Below are 22,718 nucleotides of genomic sequence, written 5' to 3' on the forward strand. Positions count from 1 at the left end.
GGTCACTCGAACGAGTGGACCTCGGTCCGGGGAGGCGCGTTGCGCCTCCCCGGTTCGTTCTGGGGGTGTGAGCGAGAAGAACCGTGACGGAAAGCGCACCGCCCGGGAGCGGCTGGCGGTCGAGCGCGAGAAGCAGAGGGCCGCGGAGAAGCGGCGGCGCACGCTGATCGTGGGCGCGAGCGTCGTCTGCGTCCTGGGCCTCGCGGCGGTGATCGGCGTGCTCGCCGCGAACGCCGGCAAGGAGGAGAAGAGCAGCGCGGGCCCGGCCGTGGCCCCCTCGGGTGCGCAGGGCAAGGACGGCCTTGCGATCCCGGTCGGCAAGGACGGCGCCAAGTCGACGCTCACCGTCTGGGAGGACTTCCGCTGCCCGGCCTGCCAGGCCTTCGAGGCGGCGTACCGGCCGGTGCTCCACGAACTGGCCGACGCCGGCAAGCTCAGAGTCGACTACCACCTGGTCCGGCTGATCGACGGCAACCTCGGCGGCAGCGGCTCGCTGCGCGCCGCCAACGCCGCGGCCTGCGCCCAGGACGCGGGCAAGTTCCGCGACTACCACGACGTGTTGTACGCGAACCAGCCCAAGGAGACCGACGACGCGTTCGCGAACAACGGCAAGCTCATCGAGCTGGCGGGCAAGGTGAGCGGCCTGGACACGCCCGCCTTCCGCAAGTGCGTCGACGACGGCACGCACGACGCCTGGGTGAACAAGTCCCAGCAGGCCTTCCGCACCGGCGGCTTCACGGGTACGCCCACCGTCCTGCTCGGCGGCAAGAACATCTACCAGGACCAGACGATGACCCCGGCCAAGCTCAAGCAGATGGTGGAGGCCGCCGACCGCGGGTAAGCGTTTCTCACGCCCCCGTTATGGACCCGTAGCCGGGCTGCTTGCCGTCCCCACGGCCCGGCACGGTAGCGTCGGACTTGCCATGAACCTTGCCTACATCCCCAGCCCGTCGCACGGGGTGCTGTACCTCGGCCCCATCCCGCTGCGCGGCTACGCCTTCTGCATCATCATCGGCGTCTTCGTTGCCGTCTGGTTCGGCAACAAGCGCTGGATCGCCCGCGGCGGGCAGTCCGGCACGGTCGCCGACATCGCCGTCTGGGCCGTACCGTTCGGCCTGGTCGGCGGCCGGCTCTACCACGTGATCACGGACTACGAGCTGTACTTCAGCGAGGGCCGTGACTGGGTGGACGCCTTCAAGGTGTGGGAGGGCGGCCTGGGCATCTGGGGCGCGATCGCGCTCGGCGCGCTCGGCGCGTGGATCGGCGCGCGCCGCCGGGGCGTCCCGATGCCCGCCTACGCCGACGCCGTCGCGCCCGGTATCGCCTTCGCGCAGGCCATCGGCCGCTGGGGCAACTGGTTCAACCAGGAGCTGTACGGCCACGAGACGCACCTCCCCTGGGCGCTGCACATCACCTCCGCCGAGGGCGGCCGGGTCCCGGGCTACTACCACCCGACCTTCCTCTACGAGTCCCTGTGGTGCATCGGCGTGGGTCTGCTGGTCATCTGGGCGGACCGCCGCTTCAGGCTGGGCCATGGCCGGGCGTTCGCCCTGTACGTCGCCGCGTACTGCGCGGGCCGCGGCTGGATCGAGTACCTGCGGGTGGACGACGCCCACCACATCCTGGGCATCCGGCTCAACGTCTGGACCGCGCTGGTCGTCTTCGTGCTGGCCGTGGTGTACATGGTGGTGTCGGCGAAGAAGAGGCCGGGGCGGGAAGCCGTCGTCGAGCCGGGGGTCTCCGCCGGTTCGGCCGAGGGTACGGAAGCCGCCGCCGAGGGCGAGGGGAAGGCCGGCGCCTCCGAGAAGTCTCCGAAGGACGAGGCGGACGACGAGGCGGAGGACGAGGCGGAGTCGGCCAAGAAGAGCTGACCACCGGTCCTGCGACACCGAGGGCGCCCGGAGCTTTCCGGGCGCCCTCCGTGCGTGCCGGAGGTCAGGTGCGGTCCGCCAGCGACAGCGTGCGCCGGGCCGTCGCGACCACCGCCGCGTCGATGAAGCGGCCGTCGGGCAGGGCCTGCGCGCCCGCGTTCGCCGCCGCCGCCTTGATGACCGTCTCCGCGTGTTCGATCTCGGCCTCCGTGGGCAGGTAGGCCCGCTCGATCACCGGCAGTTGACGGGGGTGGATCGCGGCGCGCCCCAGGAACCCGAGGGCGCGGCCGTGGGCGCAGGAGGCGGCCAGCCCGTCGAGGTCGCGGATGTCCGGATGGACGGTCTGCGACGGCGGGGCCAGGCCCGCCGCCCGCGCGGCGACGATCACCCGGGAGCGCGGCCAGTCCAGGCCCGCCTCCGCCCGTACCCCCAGGTCGGCCCGGAGATCGGCCTCGCCCAGGGCGATGCCCCGCAGGGCGGGGTGGGCGGTGGCGATGGCGTAGGCGTGCTCGACGCCGAGGGCCGACTCCAGGAGCGCGTAGAGGGGGACCGGGGTGGCCACGGCGACCTGCCGTACCTCGCCCGGGGTCGTCACCTTCGGCAGCCGCAGCCCGGACAGGCCCGGCAGGCCGGCCAGGGCGGTGAGGTCGGCGGCGGCCCAGGGGCCGTCCAGGGCGTTGACGCGGACGTGCACCGGGACCGGCTGCGGCTGCGTGAGGAGTTCCGCGGTGGCCGCGCGGGCGTACTCCTTGCGCTCCGGGGCGACCGCGTCCTCCAGGTCGACGACGACCACGTCGGCGCCCGCCGCGAGGGCCTTGGCCACCACGTGCGGACGGTCGCCGGGGGCGTAGAGCCAGGTGAGCGGGGTGCGGGTCACAGGGCGCCCTCCGCGCGCAGGGCCGCGATGTCGGCCGGGGCGAGGCCCAGTTCGGTGAGGACGGCGTCCGTGTCGGCGCCGTGCGGGCGACCGGCCCAGCGGATCGCGCCGGGCGTGGCGGAGAGCCGGAAGAGGACGTTCTGCATGCGCAGCGGGCCCAGCTCCGGGTCGTCGACGGTGGTGACCGTGCCCAGGGCCTGGTACTGGGGGTCCGCGAGGACGTCCCGCACGTCCTGGACGGGTGCCGCCGCGGCCTCCGCCTTCTCGAAGGCCGCGAGCACCTCGGCACGGGTGCGGGTGGCGATCCAGGAGCCGACCGCCTCGTCCAGGACGTCGGCGTGGGCGGCCCGGTCCGTGCCGGTGGCGAACCACGGCTCCTCGATCAGCTCCGGGCGGCCCACCAGGCGCAGCACGCGTTCGGCGACCGACTGCGCGGAGGTGGAGACGGCGACCCAGGTGCCGTCGGCGGTGCGGTAGGTGTTGCGCGGGGCGTTGTTCGCGGACCGGTTCCCGGTGCGTTCCTGGACGTAGCCGAGCTGGTCGTACCAGGTGGGATGGGGTCCGAGGACGGACAGGATCGGTTCGATGATCGCCATGTCGACCAGCTGGCCCGCGCCGGTGCGCTCGCGCGCGGCCAGCGCCGTCAGCACGGCGTAGGCGGTCGCCAGGCCCGCGACCGAGTCGGCGAGACCGAACGGCGGCAGGGTCGGGGGCGCGTCGGGTTCGCCGGTGACCGCGGCGAAGCCGCTCATCGCCTCGGCGAGAGTGCCGAAGCCGGGGCGGCGCGCGTACGGGCCGAACTGGCCGAAGGCGGTGACCCGGGCGAGCACCAGCCGGGGGTTGGCCGCCGACAGCTCGGGCCAGCCCAGGTCCCATTTCTCCAGCGTGCCGGGGCGGAAGTTCTCGATCACCACGTCGGCGGTGGCGGCGAGCCGCAGCAGGGTCGTCCGGCCGCCGGGGGCGGACAGGTCGAGGGTGATGGTCCGCTTGTTGCGGCCGAGCACCTTCCACCACAGGCCGACGCCGTCCTTGGCGGGGCCGTGGCCCCGGGAGGGGTCGGGCCGCCCGGGATGCTCGACCTTGATGACCTCGGCGCCGAAGTCCCCGAGCAGGGTGGCGGCCATCGGTCCGGCGAAGAGGGTCGCCAGGTCCAGCACCCGCAGGCCGTCCAGGGCCGGGGTCGTGCGAGTCGTCGTACTCGGTGTGCTCGTCGTACTCATGCGCTGTACTGGGCCTCGATCTCCGGGCGGTACGGCATCGACGCCGACGCCCCTTCCCGCTGGACGGAGATCGCCGCCGCGGCGGCCGCCCAGGACAGGGCCTCGCGTACCGGTTTCTCCTCGGCGAGGGCCACCGCGAGCGTGCCGACGAAGGTGTCGCCGGCGCCGGTGGAGTCGACGGCGGTCACGTGCGGCGCGGGGATCACCAGCGGTTCGGCGCCCCGGGCCAGGTACAGGCAGCCCGTGGCCCCCAGCGTGACGACGACCTCCGGTACCAGGTCCAGCAGGGCGGCCGCGGCCTCGCGCGGGTCGGTGCGGCCGGTGAGGGTGACGGCCTCGTACTCGTTCGGCACCAACAGGTCGGTGGCCCGCAGGAGTTCGGCGGGCAGCGTGCGGACCGGGGACGGGGTGAGGACCGTACGGACGCCGTGCCGGCGGGCCGCCTCCGCGCCGGCGACGACGGCCGCCGGCGGGATCTCCAGTTGCAGCAGCAGGGCGTCGGCGGTGGCGATCAGGCCCTCGTCGCCGGGGGAGAGGTGGTCGACCGTGCCGTTGGCGCCGGGGATGACGACGATCGCGTTGCCGCCCTCGTCGTCGACCACGATGTGCGCGGTACCGGACGGACCCTCCACCGTGCGCAGGAAGTCGGTGTCCACACCGGAGTGTTCGAGGGTGTCGCGCAGCCGCACGCCGTAGGCGTCGTTGCCGACCGCGCCGATCATCGAGACGGTGGCGCCGGCGCGGGCCGCGGCGATCGCCTGGTTGGCGCCCTTGCCGCCGGGGATCGTACGGAACTCCCGCCCCGTCACGGTCTCCCCGCGTTGCGGGGCCTTGCCGACATAGGTGACGAGGTCCATGTTCGTGCTGCCGAGGACGACGATATGGGTCATGGGCGGGTCGCCTCCAGGTGGGTGAGGTGGGCGAGGGTGTCGAAGCCGGTGCCGTCGAAGTCGGCGACGGTGGTGGCGAGCCGGTTCTTCAGCGGGGCCCGCCAGCGGTCGGGGAGCGCGTCGGGACTGCCGGCGAGGAGCCCGGCGATGCTGCCGGCTGTCGCACCGTTGGAGTCGGTGTCCCAGCCGCCCGACACGGCACGGCAGACCGAGCCGCTGAAGTCGCCGTCGGCGTGCGTGAGGGCGGCGGCGATCAGAGCGGTGTTGGGGATGGCGTGCACCCAGTGGTGGTCGGGGGCGTAGCGGGCGTGCAGCCGGTCCACGACCTCGTCGAAGTCACGGGTGTCCCCGGCCAGTTGGACGGCGTGGTCGATCGCCCGCGCCAGGCGGGAGCGGGCCGGGACCACCGCGCGGCCGGCGCGCAGGCAGGCGTGCACGTCGTGGCTGCCGGTGGCGGCCGTGGCGATGGCGGCGGCGGCGAACATCGCCGCGTAGACGCCGTTGGCGGTGTGGGTGAGGACCGCGTCCCGGTGCGCCTGTCCGGCGGCGGCCGCCGGGTCGCCGGGGTTGCTCCAGCCGTGCACGTCGGCACGGATCAGGGCGCCGATCCACTCGCGGAACGGGTTGCGGTGGCGGGCCGTGTGCGGCGGTTCGATGCCGGCGAGGAGGTTGCGGTGGGCGAGGCGCTCGGCGGTGAAGGTACGGCCGGGCGGGAGTTCCTCCAGCCAGAGCCGGGCCACGTCGTCGGTGGTGAAGTCCCTGCCGTGGCGCTGGAGCAGCAGGAGGTTGAGCAGCGGGTAGTCGAGGTCGTCGTCCTGGGGCATGCCGTCGATGTTCTCGGCGAGCGAGGTGGCGGCCGAGCGGCGGTTCCAGGGGTGGGCGCGCAGGAGGTCCTCCGGGACTCCGCGGGCGGTGAAGTAGCCGGTGAGGGGCCAGTTCCCGGTCGCCTCGGCGAGGGCGCGGATGCCGTCGAGGGGCAGTTTCTCGACGGGTTTGCCGAGGAGGCAGCCGATGGCCCGGCCGAGCCAGGCGGCCTCCAGGGCGCGGGGGTCCGGTGCGGTGGCGGACCGTCCGGCGGGCCAGTCGGGGCACTGGGACGTGATCCGTTCCAGTTCCGTCGGCTCGTCCTCGGCGAACCGGCTGGGCAGATCGGCGAGTTCGTCCAGCAGGTCCTCGGCCAGCAGCCGCAGGTAGCGGGACGCCCGGCAGGCGGACGCGCCCGCCCGCTCCGGGGCGTCCGGGCCGCCCGCCGCCCGCCAGCGCGCCTCGATCGCCGCCGGCTCGCGCCCGTCCAGCCGGGCCTGGCGCAGCTCGTGGCCCAGCAGGTCCTCCGGCTGGACCCAGGTCAGTCGGAGCACGGCCGGCCTCCGAGCGCGGTGAACGCCTCCTCGTGGGCGCGCCGGCGGCGCACGTCCCGGTCGAAGACCTCCCGCGCGACCTCGGTGAGCGTCCGGGCCGGCGCCCACAGGTCCAGACGGCTGGCGTCCGCGACCGTCTTCGCCCACTCCTCCGGCGCCGGCGAGCCGAGCGCGCCCGCGAGGGCACCGGCCATCGTGGCGATCGAGTCGCAGTCCCGGCCGTAGTTGACCGAGCCGAGCACGGCCTGCCGGTAGTCGCCGCCGGACACGACCAACATGCCCAGGGCGACGGGGAGTTCCTCGATGGAGTGCAGCCGGGAGGGGCGGCGGGCGGCCAGGGAGGGGGCGCGGTAGTCCGGGCCGACGGTGTCGTACGGCGCCACCGCCGCGCGCAGCGGACCGAGCGCCGACTCGAAGTCCCGGTGCCGGGCGGCGACTTCGCAGACCTTCTCGATGGCCGTGCGGGTGCCGTCCTTCGCCAGCGACAGGCAGGCGCCCACCACCGAGTCCGGGGTCGCGCCCGGGGCGGCCGCGGCGGCCACCGCGGCGGCGAGGACCCCGGCCGCCTCACGGCCGTACGACGACTGGTGCGCGCCCGCGATGTCCAGGGCCTCGGCGTAGGCGGCGGCCGGGTTGGCCGCGTTGACCAGGCCGACCGGGGCCATGTACATCGCCGCGCCGCAGTTGACGATGTTGCCGGCGCCCGCCTCCCGGGGGTCGGCGTGACCGTAGGCCAGCCGGGCCACCAGCCACTTCTCGGCGAGGAAGAGGCGGTGCAGCGGCAGGGCCTCGGCCTCCAGCTCCGGGATCCAGCGGGGGGTGGTCATCAGGTCCGGGACCAGGTGCTCGGCGATCGCGTACGCGTCGAGGTGGTCGCGGACGCGGTCGTAGACCCGGATCAGCGCGTGCGTCATCAGGGTGTCGTCGGTGACGTGGCCATCGCCCTTGTGGTACGGGGCGATGGGGCGGGCGGTGCGCCAGGCGTCGCCGTGCCAGGGGCCGACCACGCCGCGGACGCGGCCGCCGTGCCGCTCGGCGATCTGCTCGGGGGAGTAGCCCTCGACCGGGCCGCCGAGGGCGTCGCCGACGGCGGCACCGACCAGGGCGGCGGTGATGCGGTCGGCGAGCGGGAGCGGGCTTCCGCCGCCCCGTCGCGTGCCTTCTGCGGGTTCTTCTGCGGGTACTGCGGTTTCTGTGGGTTGTGTGGGGTGTGTTGGATATTCGGGCGTCATGCCCCGAATCATCCTCCTGGGCGGGCCGGTTGTGCGGCTTCCAGGAGTCCGGCGAGTTCCACCAGGTCGGTGCCGGTGAGGCGGGGCAGGGTGCAGCCGGGCAGGGTACGGCAGGCGTCCCGCCAGGTCTCCGGGATGGCCGCGCCGCCGCCGAGGGCACCGGTGAGGGCGCCCGCCAGGGCGGGGGCGGAGTCGGCGACCCGGGACAGGCAGACGGCGGCCGGCACGGCCTCGGCGATCCGGCCCCGGGCGGCGGTGGCCAGGGCGAGCGCGACGGGGACGGTCTCGGCGGCGGCGATGCCGTAGCTGTAGACGTGGTCGACGATCTGGTGCTCCAGGAGGGGGACGAGGGCGAACGCGGAGTCGCTGTCCTCGGCCAGGGCGAGGGCGTGGCGGGTGTTGCGGCCGATCTCCGTGTCCGCGGGCAGCTCGGCGAGCGCGGCGGTCACGCAGGTGTCCGGTGCAGCGCCGGTGAGGGCGAGGGAGAGGGCCGCCGCCATGGCCCGGGCGCCGTGCACGCCGTCGCCGTCCTGGGTGTAGCGGGCGTCGAACTCGGCGAGCGCGGCGGCCTGTTGCGGGTCGCCGGGGTGGGCCACGGCGAGGACGCAGGCACGGACGCAGGCCGCGTCGTCGAAGTAGTGCGGGTTGTCGTGGCCGGTGGCGGGCGGGCGCAGGCCGGTGGCGAGGTTGCCGAGGCCGGCGCGGACGGAGATGCGGGCGCGCAGCGGCAGTACGGCGGACTCGATCTCCGGGGCGCGGTCCGCGGCGGCGGCGACCTCGGAGGCCACGGCGGTCCAGGTGAGATCGATGGCGGCGCGCATACGGCGGGCCCGGCTGAGGTCGCCGAGGACGTCGTCGTCGCCGGCCCGCAGGACCGCCTCCGCGGCGAACACCGCCCACTCGGCGTCGTCGGAGGGGCCGAGGCGGAGGGGTTCGGGGGGTTGGTTGAGGGCGATCGGCACGGGGAGGGTGGTGGTGGCGTTCTGCTCGGCGAAGGTGTCCAGTTCGCGGGTGAGGCGGCGGGTCCACTCGGGCATCCGGGCGGCGCGGTGCCGGGCCGCGGGCCAGCCGGCGGCGTCTCCTGCGGCCAGGCCGAGGAGGAGCCCCTCGATACGGCGCGCTGTCATGCCCGCCCCTCGCTGTCCCCTTGCCCGGCATTCCCGGCCCCCACCAGGGGGCTCCGCCCCCTGGACCCCCGCTCCCCTGCCCACCCACCACCCGACTCGGTCGGCTGGGAGGCGGAGGGGGAGGGCGGGAGGGGCTCGGTCAACTGGCTGGTGGCCGGAGGGAGCAACCGTTCCCCATCCGGCCCCGGCCCCGGCAGCCCGGCCCGCGCCGGCCCGTCCGGCACCGGCCCCGGCAGCACCCCGGCCGGTGTCACGTCATCCGGCGCCGCCTTCGGTGGCAGCGCCGTCAGTGTCACCTCGTCCGTCGCTGCCTTCGGCGGTAGCCCCGTCAGTGTCACGTCGTCCGTCGCTGCCTTCGGCAGTGCGTCGGCTGGGGTGCTGTTGTGCGTCGCCGCCACGGGTGGAACTCGCGGCATCGCCCCGTCCGGCACTGCCCCGGCCGGTGTCACGTCATCCGGCGCCGCCTTCGGTGGCGGCCCCGTTAGTGTCACGTCGTCCGTCGCTGCCTTCGGCGGTGCGTCGGCTGGGGTGCTGTTGTGCGTCGCCGCCACGGGTGGAACTCGCGGCATCGCTCCGTCCGGCACTGCCCCGGCCGGTGTCACGCCGTCCGGCGCCGCCTTCGATGGCGGCCCCGTTAGTGTCACGTCGTCCGTCGCTGCCTTCGGCAGTGCGTCGGCTGGGGTGCTGTTGTGCGTCGCCGCCACGGGTGGAACTCGCGGCATCGCCCCGTCCGGCACTGCCCCGGCCGGTGTCACGCCGTCCGGCGCCGCCTTCGATGGCGGCCCCGTCAGTGTCACCTCGGCCGGGGCCGACCCGGGCGGTAGTTCCGTCAGTGTCGCCTCGGTCGGCGTCGTCCCGGGCGGTAGTTCCGTCAGTGTCGCCTCGGTCGGCGTCGTCCCGGGCGGTAGCTCCGTCAGTGTCGCCTCGGCCAGCGTCGACCCGGGCGGTAGCCCCGTTAGTGCCGCCTCGGCCGGCGCCGCCCCGGGCGGTAGCCCCGTCAGTGTCACCCCGGTCGGCGTCGCCCCGGGCGGTAGCCCCGTCGGTGTCGCCTCGGCCGGCGCCGCCCCCGGCGGCAGCCCCGGTGGCGTCGCCTCGTTCGGCATGGCTACCGGCGCCACCACGGCCGGCAGGACCGTCGGCGGAACTCCTGTCGCCTCGACCCCCGCCCCCGCACCCCCGACCACCAGCAACTCCGCGACCTCCAGTACGTGATGTCCCGCCACCGACGGCAAGCAGTGGCCGCGGGCCGGGGTGATGGCGGTCGCCCAGGGGGAGGGGATGGCGGAGAGGCCCTGGGTGGCGCCGGAGAGGGCGCCTGCGACCGCTGCCGTGGTGTCGGCGTCGCGGCCCATGTTGACGGCCGTCAGGACCGCCTCCCGGAAGTCGCCGTCGGCCGCCGCGTACGCGCCGAAGGCGAGGGCTACCGCTTCGGGGGCCAGGTCGGTCCAGGGGTAGCCGCCGATGACGACCGCGGAGCGGACCGCGCGTTCGCCGCGGTGGGCGACGGCCACCGCGCGGCGCAGGGAACGCGCGGTCCAGGAGTCGTCGGGGACCACCGCCAAGGCCGCGGCGATCACCACCGGGACGGACGCGCCGGTCATCGCCGCCGCCACCCCCGCCGCGACCGCCTGGCCGCCGTAGATCCCCTCGCCCTCGTGGCTGACCGAGCCGTCGATGGCCACCAGCCGGGCCGCCTCGGAGGGCCGCCCGGCGGCGAACACCCCGAACGGCGCCGCACGCATCGCCAGGCCGTCGCTCCAGGCGTGCCGGTGCTGGGCCGAGATGGGGGCGACGAGACCGCGGCGCAGGTTCTCCAGCGTGCCCCGCTCGCTGAAGCCCGCGCCGCGGAAGGGGCCCTCGGCCCGGTCGGCGATCCACTCGTGCCAGGCCGCCTCCACATGCGCCGGGGTGAGCGCCGAGCCGTGCCGGGCCAGCAGCAGCCCGGAGAAGATCGCGTACTCGGTGTCGTCCGTGCCGCACGGCTGCTCGCTGACGTACCCGGTGATGCGTCCCCAGCGGGCCCGGATCTCGGAGGGCCTGAGGTTCTCCGCGGGTGCCCCCAGCGCGTCCCCGACGGCCAGGCCGAGCAGTGCACCGCGGGCCCGCTCGCGCAGTCCGGCGGCCTCCCCGGGCGCCGGAACCGGGGGAGTGCAGGCGATCGATGCCATGGGCGGCCTCCTTCGGCGGGGTCGCACGGGACCCTTTGCCGATGTGTCCCACGGGAGGGGTCCGGCCGAGCGCGGGGTGGGCCTCTGTCACCCGCTCGGCATCTGAGCGATCAATCGCACATGTGAGCGCTCGCAAGTGAACGTGCAGGTTAGCCCAGCCTTTCCTTGCTGGCGGAGGCGGAATGATGAGCGTAAGTTCAGTGTTGTCGAAAAGTAGATGTCGTCCAAAGTTAGCTTTGGCTAAGCTTCCCTGGGGGGCCCGCATGGCCATCATCGAAACCGAGGCCGCGCTGCACGTGGCGCACCGCGACAACCACACGCACCGCGATGTGAACGGGGGCTGGCTGCGGCCCGCCGTCTTCGGCGCCATGGACGGGCTCGTCTCCAACCTCGCCCTGATGACGGGCGTGGCCGGCGGAGCCGTGAGCCAGCACACCATCGTCCTCACCGGTCTCGCGGGGCTCGCCGCCGGCGCCTTCTCCATGGCGGCCGGGGAGTACACCTCCGTCGCCTCCCAGCGGGAACTCGTCGAGGCCGAACTCGACGTCGAGCGCCGCGAGCTGCGCAAGCACCCGCAGGACGAGGAGGACGAGCTGGCCGCGCTGTACGTGGCGCGCGGGGTCGAGCCGGAGCTGGCCCGGCAGGTCGCCCGGCAGCTGTCCAAGGACCCCGAGCAGGCCCTGGAGATCCACGCCCGCGAGGAGCTGGGCATCGACCCGGGCGACCTGCCCTCGCCGCTGGTCGCCGCCGTGTCGTCCTTCGGCTCGTTCGCCCTCGGCGCCCTGCTGCCCCTCCTGCCGTACCTGCTCGGCGCCACCGCGCTGTGGCCCGCCGTGCTGCTCGCCCTCGCCGGGCTCTTCGGCTGCGGTGCCGTCGTGGCCAAGGTGACGGCGCGGTCCTGGTGGTTCAGCGGCCTGCGGCAGCTCGCGCTCGGCGGTGCGGCGGCCGGTGTGACGTACGCCCTGGGCACCCTGTTCGGAACGGCCGTAGGATAGCCCGGCCGGTACGTATGCGATGGGCCGCATAAGTACCCGTTACTCGCTGGTTTCGAGCGCTTGACGAATGGGCATGAGCCGTAAGCGCTGCGGGCAATGACGCCCGCCGCACCCCTGCGGGTGGGCGAAGACGCTCGCCCCGCCCCCTCCCGGGCCGCCGGACGCCGATCCGACCGATCTCGTCCGTAACGGTCCCCCCGAAAACCTGGGCCGCCACCGCGCGGCAACCGCCGTCACCGCACGGCACGCGCCGCCTCCGCGCGGCACCTCCGCCGCGACCGCGGCGTCCGCATGCTGGAACGGTGTATCCGGTTCCCGAGAACCGCTCCATCATGTAACCTGCACGAAATTTTGATCTCATCGCAGATCTCACGCAGAGGGCCAACGTCGTCCCTCGGCACCTGCCACATGCCACATGACGACGACGGGAGAGCCGATGCGTACGCCGCGCCAGCCGTCCCAGCATTCCGAGAACGGCCAGAACTGGTCGTTCATGGATGCTCGCCCTGCTGCGCAGGGTATGTACGACCCCCGCAACGAACACGACGCGTGCGGCGTCGGTTTCGTCGCCACTCTCACCGGCGAGGCGTCCCACACCCTGGTCGAGCAGGCCCTCACCGTCCTGCGCAACCTGGAGCACCGGGGTGCCACCGGCTCCGAGCCCGACTCCGGCGACGGCGCGGGCATCCTCTCCCAGGTGCCGGACGCCTTCTTCCGTGAAGTGGCCGGATTCGACCTTCCCGCGGCCGGTGCCTACGCGGTAGGCATCGCGTTCCTGCCGGAGGTGGGGACCGAGGACGCCGTCTCACGTATCGAGACGATCGCCGGCGAAGAGGGCCTCACCGTCCTCGGCTGGCGCGAGGTCCCGGTCGCTCCCGAGCTGCTGGGTGCCACCGCCCGCTCCACCATGCCGGTGTTCCGGCAGGTCTTCGTCACCGACGGGTCCAGCGAGGGCATCGCGCTGGACCGCAGGGCCTTCGTGCTGCGCAAGCGCGCCGAGCGCGAGGCCGGGGTGTACTTCCCCTCCCTGTCGGCGCGGACGATCGTCTACAAGGGCATGCTGACCACCGGCCAGCTGGAGCCCTTCTTCCCGGACCTGTCCGACCGCCGCTTCGCCTCCGCGATCGCGCTCGTGCACTCCCGGTTCTCCACGAACACCTTCCCGTCGTGGCCCCTGGCACACCCGTACCGCTTCGTCGCGCACAACGGTGAGATCAACACCGTCAAGGGCAACCGCAACTGGATGGTCGCCCGCGAGTCGCAGCTGGTCTCCGACCTGTTCGGCCCGCAGGAGAAGCTGGACCGCATCTTCCCGGTCTGTACGCCGGACGCCTCCGACTCCGCCTCCTTCGACGAGGTCCTGGAGCTGCTGCACCTGGGCGGCCGTTCGCTGCCGCACTCCGTGCTGATGATGATCCCCGAGGCGTGGGAGAACCACGCCTCCATGGACCCGGCCCGGCGCGCCTTCTACCAGTTCCACTCCACGATGATGGAGCCCTGGGACGGCCCCGCCTGCGTCACCTTCACCGACGGCACCCAGGTCGGCGCCGTGCTCGACCGCAACGGCCTGCGCCCCGGCCGCTACTGGGTCACCGACGAGGGCCTCGTCGTCCTCGGCTCCGAGGTCGGCGTCCTCGACATCGACCCGGCCAAGGTCGTCCGCAAGGGCCGCCTGCAGCCCGGCCGCATGTTCCTCGTCGACACCGCCGAGCACCGCATCGTCGAGGACGACGAGATCAAGGCGTCCCTGGCCGCCGAGAAGCCGTACGCCGAGTGGCTGGAGGCCGGCGAGATCGAGCTGGGCGACCTGCCCGAGCGCGAGCACATCGTCCACACCCATGCCTCGGTCACCCGCCGCCAGCAGACCTTCGGGTACACCGAGGAGGAGCTGCGCGTCATCCTCGCCCCGATGGCCCGCACCGGCGCCGAGCCGATCGGCTCCATGGGCACGGACTCGCCGATCGCGGCCCTGTCCGAGCGCCCGCGGCTGCTCTTCGACTACTTCACCCAGCTGTTCGCGCAGGTCACCAACCCGCCGCTGGACGCGATCCGCGAGGAGCTGGTCACCTCCCTGCGCTCGTCGCTGGGCCCGGAGGGCAACCTGCTGGACCCGACGGCCGCCTCCTGCCGCTCGGTCACCCTGCCCTTCCCGGTGATCGACAACGACGAGCTGGCCAAGCTCATCCACATCAACGCCGACGGCGACATGCCCGGCTTCAAGGCCGCGACCCTGTCCGGCCTGTACCGGGTCTCCGGCGGCGGTGACGCGCTCGCCGCGCGCATCGAGGAGATCTACGCCGAGGCCGACGCGGCGATCGAGAACGGCGCCCGCCTGATCGTCCTGTCGGACCGCCACTCCGACGCCGAGCACGCGCCGATCCCGTCGCTGCTGCTCACCGCGGCCGTCCACCACCACCTCATCCGCACCAAGCAGCGCACCCAGGTGGGCCTGCTGGTCGAGGCCGGCGACGTCCGCGAGGTCCACCACGTCGCCCTGCTCATCGGCTACGGCGCCGCCGCCGTCAACCCGTACCTGGCGATGGAGTCCGTCGAGGACCTGCTGCGCGCGGGCACCTTCCTGAACGGGCTCGAGCCCGAGAAGGCCATCAAGAACCTGATCTACGCCCTCGGCAAGGGCGTTCTGAAGGTCATGTCCAAGATGGGCATCTCCACCGTCGCCTCCTACCGCGGCGCCCAGGTCTTCGAGGCCGTCGGCCTGGACGAGGCCTTCGTGGAGAAGTACTTCAACGGCACCGCCACCAAGATCGGCGGCGTCGGCATCGACGTCATCGCCAAGGAGGTCGCCGCCCGCCACGCCAAGGCCTACCCGGCCTCCGGCATCGCTCCTGCGCACCGCGCGCTGGAGATCGGCGGCGAGTACCAGTGGCGCCGCGAGGGCGAGCCGCACCTGTTCGACCCGGAGACGGTCTTCCGTCTCCAGCACTCCACGCGCACGGGCCGCTACGACATCTTCAAGAAGTACACGTCCCGGGTGAACGAGCAGTCCGAGCGCCTGATGACGCTGCGCGGCCTGTTCGGCTTCAAGTCCGACCGCGGTCCCATCCCGGTCGACGAGGTCGAGCCGGTCTCCGAGATCGTCAAGCGCTTCTCCACGGGCGCCATGTCGTACGGCTCCATCTCCAAGGAGGCGCACGAGACCCTCGCGATCGCCATGAACCAGCTGGGCGGCAAGTCCAACACCGGTGAGGGCGGCGAGGACCCGGAGCGCCTGTACGACCCGGCGCGCCGCTCGGCGATCAAGCAGGTGGCCTCCGGCCGCTTCGGCGTGACCTCCGAGTACCTGGTCAACGCGGACGACATCCAGATCAAGATGGCCCAGGGCGCCAAGCCCGGCGAGGGCGGCCAGCTGCCCGGCCACAAGGTCTACCCGTGGGTCGCCAAGACGCGTCACTCGACGCCGGGCGTGGGCCTGATCTCCCCGCCGCCGCACCACGACATCTACTCCATCGAGGACCTGGCCCAGCTGATCCACGACCTGAAGAACGCGAACCCGCAGGCGCGGATCCACGTGAAGCTGGTCTCCGAGGTCGGCGTCGGCACGGTCGCCGCGGGTGTCTCCAAGGCGCACGCGGACGTGGTGCTCATCTCCGGCCACGACGGCGGTACGGGCGCCTCCCCGCTGACCTCGCTGAAGCACGCGGGCGGCCCCTGGGAGCTGGGCCTCGCCGAGACCCAGCAGACCCTGCTGCTCAACGGCCTGCGCGACCGGATCGTCGTGCAGACCGACGGCCAGCTGAAGACCGGCCGTGACGTGGTCATCGCCGCGCTGCTCGGCGCCGAGGAGTTCGGTTTCGCGACCGCTCCGCTGGTCGTCTCCGGCTGCGTGATGATGCGCGTCTGCCACCTGGACACCTGCCCGGTCGGCATCGCCACCCAGAACCCGGCCCTGCGCGACCGCTTCGCCGGCAAGGCCGAGCACGTGGTGAACTTCTTCCGGTTCATCGCCGAGGAGGTCCGCGAGCTGCTCGCGGAGCTGGGCTTCCGCTCCATCGAGGAGGCCGTCGGCCACGCCGAGGTGCTGGACGTCGAGCGTGCGGTCGACCACTGGAAGGCGCAGGGCCTGGACCTGGAGCCGCTGTTCCACGTGCCGGACCTGCCCGAGGGCGCCGTCCGCCACCAGATCGCCGCCCAGGACCACGGCCTGGAGAAGGCCCTGGACAACGAGCTGATCAAGCTCGCCGCCGACGCCCTGGCCGCGAACGACGCGACCGAGGCCCAGCCGGTGCGCGCCCAGGTCGCCATCCGCAACATCAACCGCACGGTCGGCACCATGCTCGGCCACGAGGTGACGAAGAAGTTCGGTGGCGCGGGTCTGCCCGACGACACCATCGACATCACCTTCACGGGCTCGGCCGGCCAGTCCTTCGGTGCGTTCCTGCCGCGCGGTGTCACGCTGCGCCTGGAGGGCGACGCCAACGACTACGTCGGCAAGGGCCTGTCCGGCGGCCGGATCGTCGTCCGCCCGGACCGGGCCGCCGACCACCTCGCCGAGTACTCGACCATCGCGGGCAACACCATCGCCTACGGCGCCACCGGCGGCGAGCTGTTCCTGCGCGGCCGTACCGGTGAGCGGTTCTGCGTCCGCAACTCCGGCGCGCTGGTCGTCTCCGAGGGCGTGGGCGACCACGGCTGCGAGTACATGACCGGCGGTCACGCGGTCGTCCTCGGCCCGACCGGCCGCAACTTCGCGGCGGGCATGTCCGGCGGTATCGCCTACGTCATCGACCTCGACCGCGACAACGTCAACATCGGCAACGTCGAGTCGGTCGAGGCGCTGGACGACACGGACAAGCAGTGGCTGCACGACGTGGTGCGCCGCCACGCCGAGGAGACCGGCTCGACGGTCGCCGAGAAGCTGCTCGCCGACTGGGACGCGGCCGTGGAGCGGTTCAGCAAGATCATCCCCAGCACGTACAAGGCAGTGCTCGCCGCCAAGGACGCCGCCGAGCGAGCCGGTCTGTCCCAGACCGAGATCACCGAGAAGATGATGGAGGCGGCGATCAATGGCTGACCCGAAGGGCTTCCTGAACCACGGCCGTGAGGTCGCCAAGACCCGTCCCGTCGCCGAGCGCGTCAAGGACTGGAACGAGGTCTACGTCCCCGGCTCCCTGCTGCCGATCATCAGCAAGCAGGCCAGCCGCTGCATGGACTGCGGCATCCCGTTCTGCCACAACGGCTGTCCGCTGGGGAACCTGATCCCCGAGTGGAACGACTACGCCTACCGCGAGGACTGGGCCGCGGCCCAGGAGCGCCTGCACGCGACCAACAACTTCCCGGAGTTCACCGGTCGCCTCTGCCCGGCCCCCTGCGAGTCGGCGTGCGTGCTCGGCATCAACCAGCCGCCGGTGACCATCAAGAACGTCGAGGTCTCGATCATCGACAAGGCGTGGGAGACCGGGGACGTCGCCCCGCAGATCCCGGAGCGACTGTCCGGCAAGACGGTCGCGGTCATCGGCTCGGGTCCGGCGGGTCTCGCCGCCGCCCAGCAGCTGACCCGGGCCGGCCACACGGTCGCCGTCTACGAGCGCGCGGACCGCATCGGAGGCCTCCTCCGGTACGGCATCCCCGAGTTCAAGATGGAGAAGCGGCACATCAACCGCCGTATCGAGCAGATGCGCGCGGAGGGCACCCGCTTCCGCACCGGTGTGGAGGTCGGCCGCGACGTCAACGCGCGCGACCTGAAGAAGCGGTACGACGCGATCGTGATCGCCGCCGGTTCCACGACCGCGCGTGACCTGCCGGTGCCGGGCCGCGAGCTCAAGGGCATCTACCAGGCGATGGAGTACCTGCCGCTGGCCAACAAGGTCCAGGAGGGTGACTACGTCACCGCGCCGATCTCGGCCGAGGGCAAGCACGTCGTCGTCATCGGCGGCGGCGACACCGGCGCGGACTGCGTGGGCACCGCCCACCGCCAGGGCGCGGCCTCCGTCACCCAGCTGGAGATCATGCCCCGCCCGAACGACGAGCGGCACCCGACGAACCAGCCCTGGCCGACCTTCCCGATGCTCTACAAGGTCACCAGCGCGCACGAGGAGGGCGGCGAGCGGGTCTACTCCGTCTCCACCACCCACTTCGAGGGCGACGAGGACGGCAACGTCCAGTGGCTGCACCTGTCCGAGGTGGAGTTCATCGACGGCAAGCTGACCCCGAAGCCGGGCACGGAGCGCAAGATCCCCGCCCAGCTGGTCACCCTCGCCATGGGCTTCACCGGCACCGACCGGGAGAACGGCCTGGTGGAGCAGTTCGGCCTGGACCTCGACGAACGCGGTAACATCGCCCGCGACGCCGACTTCCAGACCAACGTGCCGGGTGTGTTCGTCGCCGGTGACGCCGGCCGCGGCCAGTCCCTCATCGTGTGGGCGATCGCGGAGGGCCGCTCGGCCGCCCGCGGAGTCGACCGCTTCCTGACCGGAGCCAGCGACCTGCCAGCCCCGATCCGCCCGACGGACCGCGCCCTGGCGGTCTGACGCGCGCACAACGGACCCCAGGTCCCTTACAGACGTCCCGTACAACGGCGTACGGAACATGAACGGCGCCTGCCCGCCTGTCCCCGACCGGACGACTGGGCAGGCGTCGTCGCATATCCGTCGTACCGGTACGCTCGGGCGTCCGACCAGCCCAGGGGGGAGACCATGGCCGCGCTCAGCCTGCGCAAGGTGGAGGAGACCGCGCCCGCGCTCGTCGGCGCCTACCGGTCGGCGGGGGTGTCCCTGCGCAAGCACGGCCTGGACGGGCTGCGGGCCGCCGTCTATCTCGTGGTCGACTACTCGGGCTCGATGAGGCCGTACTACCAGGACGGCAGCGTGCAGGCCCTCGCCGACCGGGTGCTGGGCCTGTCGGCGCACCTGGACGACGACGGACGGGTGCCCGTGGTGTTCTTCTCCACCGACGTCGACGCGGTCACCGACATCGCTCTCGCCGAGCACGAGGGCCGCATCGAGCGGATCGTGGCCGGGCTCGGGCACATGGGGAGAACGAGCTACCACCTGGCGATGGACGCCGTCATCGACCACTACCTGGACAGCGGCGCGACCGCCCCCGCCCTCGTCGTCTTCCAGACCGACGGCGGCCCGGTCAACAAGCTCGCCGCCGAACGCTATCTCTGCAAGGCGGCCAGGCTCCCCCTCTTCTGGCAGTTCGTCGGCTTCGGCGACCCGGGCAGCCGGCAGTTCGAGTTCCTGCGGAAGCTGGACGACCTGGCGGTCCCCGGCAAGCGGATCGTGGACAACGCCGGCTTCTTCCACGCCGGCCAGGACCCGCGCCGGGTCTCCGACGCCGAGCTGTACGACCGGCTCGTCGGCGAGTTCCCGGCGTGGCTGTCGGCCGCGCGCGCCGCGGGCGTCGTACCCGGTGCGCCGACGGTGCCGGCCGCCTCCTAGAGCCCCGCCGCGAGCACCAGGTCCCGGCACTCCTGCGGCGTCCCCCACGCCGAGCGCAGGGCCCGCGCCTTGGTGAGCCACAGCGACAGGTCGTACTCCGCCGTGTAGCCGATCGCGCCGTGCAGGTGCAGCGCCGTACGGGCCGTCCCGTACGCCGCCTCGCACGCGGTGAGCTTGGCGGCGGCCACCTCGGCCGGGCGCAGCGACAGTGCCGCGCCGAAGACCAGCGGGCGGGCGAACTCCAGGGCCGTCTTCGCGTCGGCCAGGCGGTGCCTGACGGCCTGGAAGGAGCCGATGGAGACCCCGAACTGCGTGCGCTGCCTGACATGGGCGACGGTCCGGTCGAGCAGGGCGAGGCCGACACCGAGGGCCTGGGCGGCGGTGGCCAGGCGGGTCCAGGTGAGCGCCCGGTCGTGGGGTGCGTCCCGGCTGAGGAGTTCACCGGCGGGCGTGAGCCGGGTCAGCCGGCGGGCCGGGTCCAGTGAGCGGCGCACCGGGCCGGGGTCCGCCGTGGTGAGGTACAGGCCGTCGGGGGCCGGGCACAGCCGCAGCGAGGCCGCGTCGCCGTCGACGGCGTAACCGCCGGGCGCCGCCACGGTCGCCAGGTCCGCCCCGGCCGCGAGCCCGGGCAGGAACCGCCGGGCCAGCGGGGGCTGTTCGAGCAGTACGGCGGCCCCGACCGTCTCCGCGAGCGGGCCGGGCACCGCGTGCCGGCCCAACTCGACGAAGGCCACGGCCAGTTCCACCGGAAGCGGGCCCAGTCCGCCGTACTTCTCCGGTACCGCGAGTCCGAAGACCCCCGCCTCGGCGAGCCGCGCCCACAGCGCGCGCCCGCGTGTGTGGTCGCCGCGGCTCCAGGCACGGATCACCGCCGGGGTGTCCGCGGCGGTGAGCATTCCGCGCAGCGCGTCGGCGAAGGCGCGCTGCTCGGCGTCGAGGAGGAAGCGCATCAGCGGCGTCCCTTCGGCAGACCGAGCAGCCGCTCGGCGACGATGTCCCGCTGGATCTCGTTCGTGCCCGCGTAGATGGGGCCGGCCAGGGAGAAGACGTACCCCTCGGACCAGGCGCCGTCGGCGAGCTCGCCCTCCGCGCCCAGCAGGTCGAGTGCCGTCTCGTGCAGCGCGAGGTCCAGTTCGGACCAGAACACCTTGTTCATGCTGGACTCGGGGCCGAGCCGGGCGCCGTCCAGGACCCGGGAGGCGGCGGCGTAGGCGAACAGCTGGTAGGCGCGGGCCGCGATCAGGGCGTCGGCCACTCGGGTCCGGGCGTGCTCGGGCGAGCCCTGGGCCCGCCACAGCTCGTGCAGCCGCGCGGCGGAGGCCAGGAAGCGGCCGGGGGAGCGCAGGGTGAGCCCGCGTTCGTCGGCCGTCGCGGACATCGCGATCCGCCAGCCCTGGCCCGGCTCGCCGATCACGTCCTCGTCCGGGACGAACACGTCGTCCAGGAACAGCTCGGCGAAGGCCGGCTTGCCGTCCAGGCGGCCGATCGGGCGGACGGTGACGCCGGGGGCCCGCAGGTCGAACATCAGATACGTCAGCCCCTGGTGCGGTTTCGGTGCCGCGGGGTCGCTGCGGAACAGGCCGAAGGCCCGGTCGGCGAACGCGGCGCGGGAGGACCACGTCTTCTGCCCGCTGATCAGCCAGCCGCCGTCCGTCCGCACCGCCCGGGAGGTGAGCGCGGCGAGGTCCGAGCCCGCTTCCGGCTCGGACCAGGCCTGCGCCCAGACCACTTCGCCGGTGGCCGTCGGCGGCAGCACGCGCGCGCGTTGCTCCTGCGTGCCGTAGGCGAACAGGGTGGGCGCGAGCAGGCCGATGCCGTTCTGGCCGACCCGGCCCGGTGCGCCCGCCGCCCAGTACTCCTCCTCGAACACCAGCCAGCGCAGCAGTCCGGCGTCCCGCCCGCCGTACCGCTCCGGCCACGACACCACCGACCAGCGGTCCGCGGCCAGTCGGGCCTCCCATGCGCGGTGGGCCGCGAAGCCCTCCTGCGTCTCCAGGGACGGCAGCGGCGTGCGCGGGACGTGCGCGCGCAGCCAGGCCCGGGCCTCGGCGCGGAACTCCTCGTCGGCCGGGGAGTGGGTCAGGTCCACGGGTGCCGCCTTCCTTCCGTGCCGGTCACCTTCCCTAACAAGTGTTTGGTAGGTTAGCGTGGCCCTATGACAGGCGTCGAGAGCCCGGCCTACGTCCCCGGGCACGGACTGCTGCACGGGCGCACCGCCGTCGTCACCGCGGCGGCCGGCACCGGCATCGGCGGAGCCACCGCCCGCCGGTTCCTGGAAGAGGGCGCACGGGTGCTGATCAGCGACGCCCACTCGCGCCGGCTGAAGGAGCACGAGGCGGAACTGGGCCGCCAGTTCCCCGGCGCGGTCACCGCACTGCCGTGCGACGTCACCGACGAGGCCCAGGTGCGGGCCCTGTTCGACGCGGCCGTGGCCGCGCACGGCCGGCTGGACGTCGTCGTCAACAACGCCGGTCTCGGCGGCACTTCGGACCTCGTCGACATGACCGACGAACAGTGGTCCCGGGTGCTGGACGTCACCCTGAACGGCACCTTCCGCTGCACCCGGGCCGCCTTGCGCGCCATGCGCGGCACCGGCGGCGGGGTCATCGTCAACAACGCCTCCGTCGTCGGCTGGCGCGCCCAGGCCGGACAGGCCCACTACGCCGCAGCCAAGGCCGGCGTGATGGCGCTGACCCGGTGCGCGGCCGTCGAGGCCGCCGCCTACGGCGTGCGCGTCAACGCGGTCGCCCCCAGCCTCGCCCTGCACCCGCACCTGGCGAAGGTCACCTCCGCCGAACTCCTCGCCGAACTGGCCGAACGGGAGGCCTACGGGCGGTACGCACAGCCCTGGGAGGTGGCCAACGTGATCGTCTTCCTCGCCTCCGGCTACTCCTCCTACATGACCGGCGAGGTCGTCGCCGTCAGCAGCCAGCACCCCTGAGCAGCGGAGCAGACCACAATGGGTGCGTGCCGACCAAGAAGAAGCCCCAGGTGACCGCGGCAGCGGCCCGGCGCGGAGAACTCCTCAACACCGCCGCCGAGGTCTTCGCCGAGCACGGCTACAACGCCACCACCGTCCGCCGGATCGCCGACCACGCCGGGATGCTCGCGGGCAGCCTCTACTACCACTTCGATTCCAAGGAGTCGATGCTCGAGGAGATCCTGCGGACCTTCCTCGACGAACTCTGGGACGGCTACGACACCGTCCTCGCCTCCGGACTCGGACCCCGCGAGACGCTGGAGGCGCTGGTCACCGAGTCCTTCCGGGAGATCGACCGGCACCGCGCCGCCGTCGCGATCTACCAGAAGGAGAGCAAACAGCTCGTCGCCCAGGACCGGTTCGCCTTTCTCGCCGAGTCCCAGCGCCGGTTCGAGAAGGCATGGCTGAGCACGCTGGAACGCGGGGTCGCCGAGCGGGTCTTCCGCGCGGACCTGGACGTCCGGCTCACCTACCGGTTCGTGCGCGACACCGTGTGGGTCGCCGCCTCCTGGTACCGGCCCGGCGGCCGGCACAGCCCCGAGGAGATCGCCCGCCAGTACCTGTCGATGGTGCTGGACGGGATCGCCGTACGCGAATAGC

At 73.2% G+C, this 22,718-nt stretch carries 16 protein-coding genes and 1 pseudogene; 8 read left to right on the forward strand and 9 right to left on the reverse strand.

What is annotated here, in order from left to right; translation table 11 throughout:
- The first annotated feature begins 67 nt into the window (after nucleotides 1-67).
- Nucleotides 68-841 (forward strand): DsbA family protein, encoded by a 774-nt coding sequence (locus ACIP4Y_RS05220; RefSeq protein ID WP_401387886.1) that lies wholly within the window; start codon nucleotides 68-70, stop codon nucleotides 839-841.
- A gap of 82 nt (nucleotides 842-923) precedes the next feature.
- On the forward strand, nucleotides 924-1,871 hold the full coding sequence (gene lgt / locus ACIP4Y_RS05225) for a prolipoprotein diacylglyceryl transferase (protein ID WP_401387889.1): 948 nt from the start codon (nucleotides 924-926) through the stop codon (nucleotides 1,869-1,871).
- A gap of 64 nt (nucleotides 1,872-1,935) precedes the next feature.
- Here lgt and ACIP4Y_RS05230 read toward each other — a convergent pair whose 3' ends face one another.
- The 7 genes and pseudogenes from ACIP4Y_RS05230 to ACIP4Y_RS05260 form a co-directional block, all read right to left on the reverse strand.
- The gene (locus tag ACIP4Y_RS05230) at nucleotides 1,936-2,748 is read right to left on the reverse strand and encodes an HpcH/HpaI aldolase/citrate lyase family protein (protein WP_401387892.1); all 813 of its coding nucleotides are present in this window, start codon (nucleotides 2,746-2,748) and stop codon (nucleotides 1,936-1,938) included.
- Nucleotides 2,745-3,968: a CaiB/BaiF CoA transferase family protein gene (locus ACIP4Y_RS05235; RefSeq protein WP_401387895.1), complete on the reverse strand. Its 1,224-nt coding sequence runs from the start codon at nucleotides 3,966-3,968 to the stop codon at nucleotides 2,745-2,747. Before ACIP4Y_RS05235 ends, ACIP4Y_RS05230 begins: the two co-directional genes overlap by 4 nt.
- Nucleotides 3,965-4,858 carry a ribokinase gene (gene rbsK / locus ACIP4Y_RS05240; RefSeq protein WP_358637394.1) on the reverse strand — a complete coding sequence of 298 codons (894 nt, stop codon included), beginning with the start codon at nucleotides 4,856-4,858 and terminating at the stop codon, nucleotides 3,965-3,967. Before rbsK ends, ACIP4Y_RS05235 begins: the two co-directional genes overlap by 4 nt.
- On the reverse strand, nucleotides 4,855-6,216 hold the full coding sequence (locus ACIP4Y_RS05245) for an ADP-ribosylglycohydrolase family protein (RefSeq protein WP_401387899.1): 1,362 nt from the start codon (nucleotides 6,214-6,216) through the stop codon (nucleotides 4,855-4,857). Before ACIP4Y_RS05245 ends, rbsK begins: the two co-directional genes overlap by 4 nt.
- Nucleotides 6,204-7,448 (reverse strand): ADP-ribosylglycohydrolase family protein, encoded by a 1,245-nt coding sequence (locus ACIP4Y_RS05250; protein ID WP_401387902.1) that lies wholly within the window; start codon nucleotides 7,446-7,448, stop codon nucleotides 6,204-6,206. The genes ACIP4Y_RS05245 and ACIP4Y_RS05250 overlap by 13 nt, the downstream gene beginning before the upstream one ends.
- A gap of 8 nt (nucleotides 7,449-7,456) precedes the next feature.
- Nucleotides 7,457-8,575 (reverse strand): ADP-ribosylglycohydrolase family protein, encoded by a 1,119-nt coding sequence (locus ACIP4Y_RS05255; RefSeq protein WP_401387905.1) that lies wholly within the window; start codon nucleotides 8,573-8,575, stop codon nucleotides 7,457-7,459.
- 1,177 nt (nucleotides 8,576-9,752) lie between these two features.
- Nucleotides 9,753-10,743, reverse strand: a pseudogene (locus ACIP4Y_RS05260) (ADP-ribosylglycohydrolase family protein); the annotation flags it as partial.
- Nucleotides 10,744-11,006: 263 nt separating this feature from the next.
- Between ACIP4Y_RS05260 and ACIP4Y_RS05265 the strand changes: the two are divergent.
- The 4 genes from ACIP4Y_RS05265 to ACIP4Y_RS05280 all read left to right on the forward strand — a co-directional run bounded on the left by ACIP4Y_RS05265 (nucleotide 11,007) and on the right by ACIP4Y_RS05280 (nucleotide 19,138).
- Complete coding sequence (locus ACIP4Y_RS05265) at nucleotides 11,007-11,738, forward strand: VIT1/CCC1 transporter family protein (protein WP_358637387.1); 732 nt, start codon at nucleotides 11,007-11,009, stop codon at nucleotides 11,736-11,738.
- Between the two features lie 520 nt (nucleotides 11,739-12,258).
- Nucleotides 12,259-16,770, forward strand: a complete 4,512-nt coding sequence (gene gltB / locus ACIP4Y_RS05270; RefSeq protein WP_401388684.1) for a glutamate synthase large subunit — start codon at nucleotides 12,259-12,261, stop codon at nucleotides 16,768-16,770.
- Nucleotides 16,763-18,226, forward strand: coding sequence for a glutamate synthase subunit beta (locus ACIP4Y_RS05275; protein WP_358637385.1), 1,464 nt, complete (start codon nucleotides 16,763-16,765; stop codon nucleotides 18,224-18,226). Before gltB ends, ACIP4Y_RS05275 begins: the two co-directional genes overlap by 8 nt.
- 165 nt (nucleotides 18,227-18,391) lie before the next feature.
- Nucleotides 18,392-19,138: a vWA domain-containing protein gene (locus ACIP4Y_RS05280; protein ID WP_401387910.1), complete on the forward strand. Its 747-nt coding sequence runs from the start codon at nucleotides 18,392-18,394 to the stop codon at nucleotides 19,136-19,138.
- Here the strand turns inward: ACIP4Y_RS05280 and ACIP4Y_RS05285 are convergent.
- Together ACIP4Y_RS05285 and ACIP4Y_RS05290 are read right to left on the reverse strand one after the other, a co-directional pair.
- Entirely contained in the window at nucleotides 19,135-20,088 is a 954-nt protein-coding gene (locus tag ACIP4Y_RS05285) for an acyl-CoA dehydrogenase family protein (RefSeq protein WP_401387913.1), read from the reverse strand. The genes ACIP4Y_RS05280 and ACIP4Y_RS05285 overlap by 4 nt on opposite strands.
- Complete coding sequence (locus ACIP4Y_RS05290) at nucleotides 20,088-21,227, reverse strand: acyl-CoA dehydrogenase family protein (protein ID WP_401387916.1); 1,140 nt, start codon at nucleotides 21,225-21,227, stop codon at nucleotides 20,088-20,090. Before ACIP4Y_RS05290 ends, ACIP4Y_RS05285 begins: the two co-directional genes overlap by 1 nt.
- A 66-nt stretch (nucleotides 21,228-21,293) precedes the next feature.
- On the opposite strand from ACIP4Y_RS05290, the gene ACIP4Y_RS05295 reads away from it, so the two are divergent.
- Complete coding sequence (locus tag ACIP4Y_RS05295) at nucleotides 21,294-22,079, forward strand: SDR family oxidoreductase (RefSeq protein ID WP_401387919.1); 786 nt, start codon at nucleotides 21,294-21,296, stop codon at nucleotides 22,077-22,079.
- Between the two features lie 26 nt (nucleotides 22,080-22,105).
- The gene (locus tag ACIP4Y_RS05300; RefSeq protein ID WP_358637376.1) at nucleotides 22,106-22,717 is read left to right on the forward strand and encodes a TetR/AcrR family transcriptional regulator; all 612 of its coding nucleotides are present in this window, start codon (nucleotides 22,106-22,108) and stop codon (nucleotides 22,715-22,717) included.
- Nucleotide 22,718: the final 1 nt, after the last annotated feature.

The organism is Streptomyces sp. NPDC088810, assembly GCF_044750305.1.
Lineage (GTDB): Bacteria > Actinomycetota > Actinomycetes > Streptomycetales > Streptomycetaceae > Streptomyces.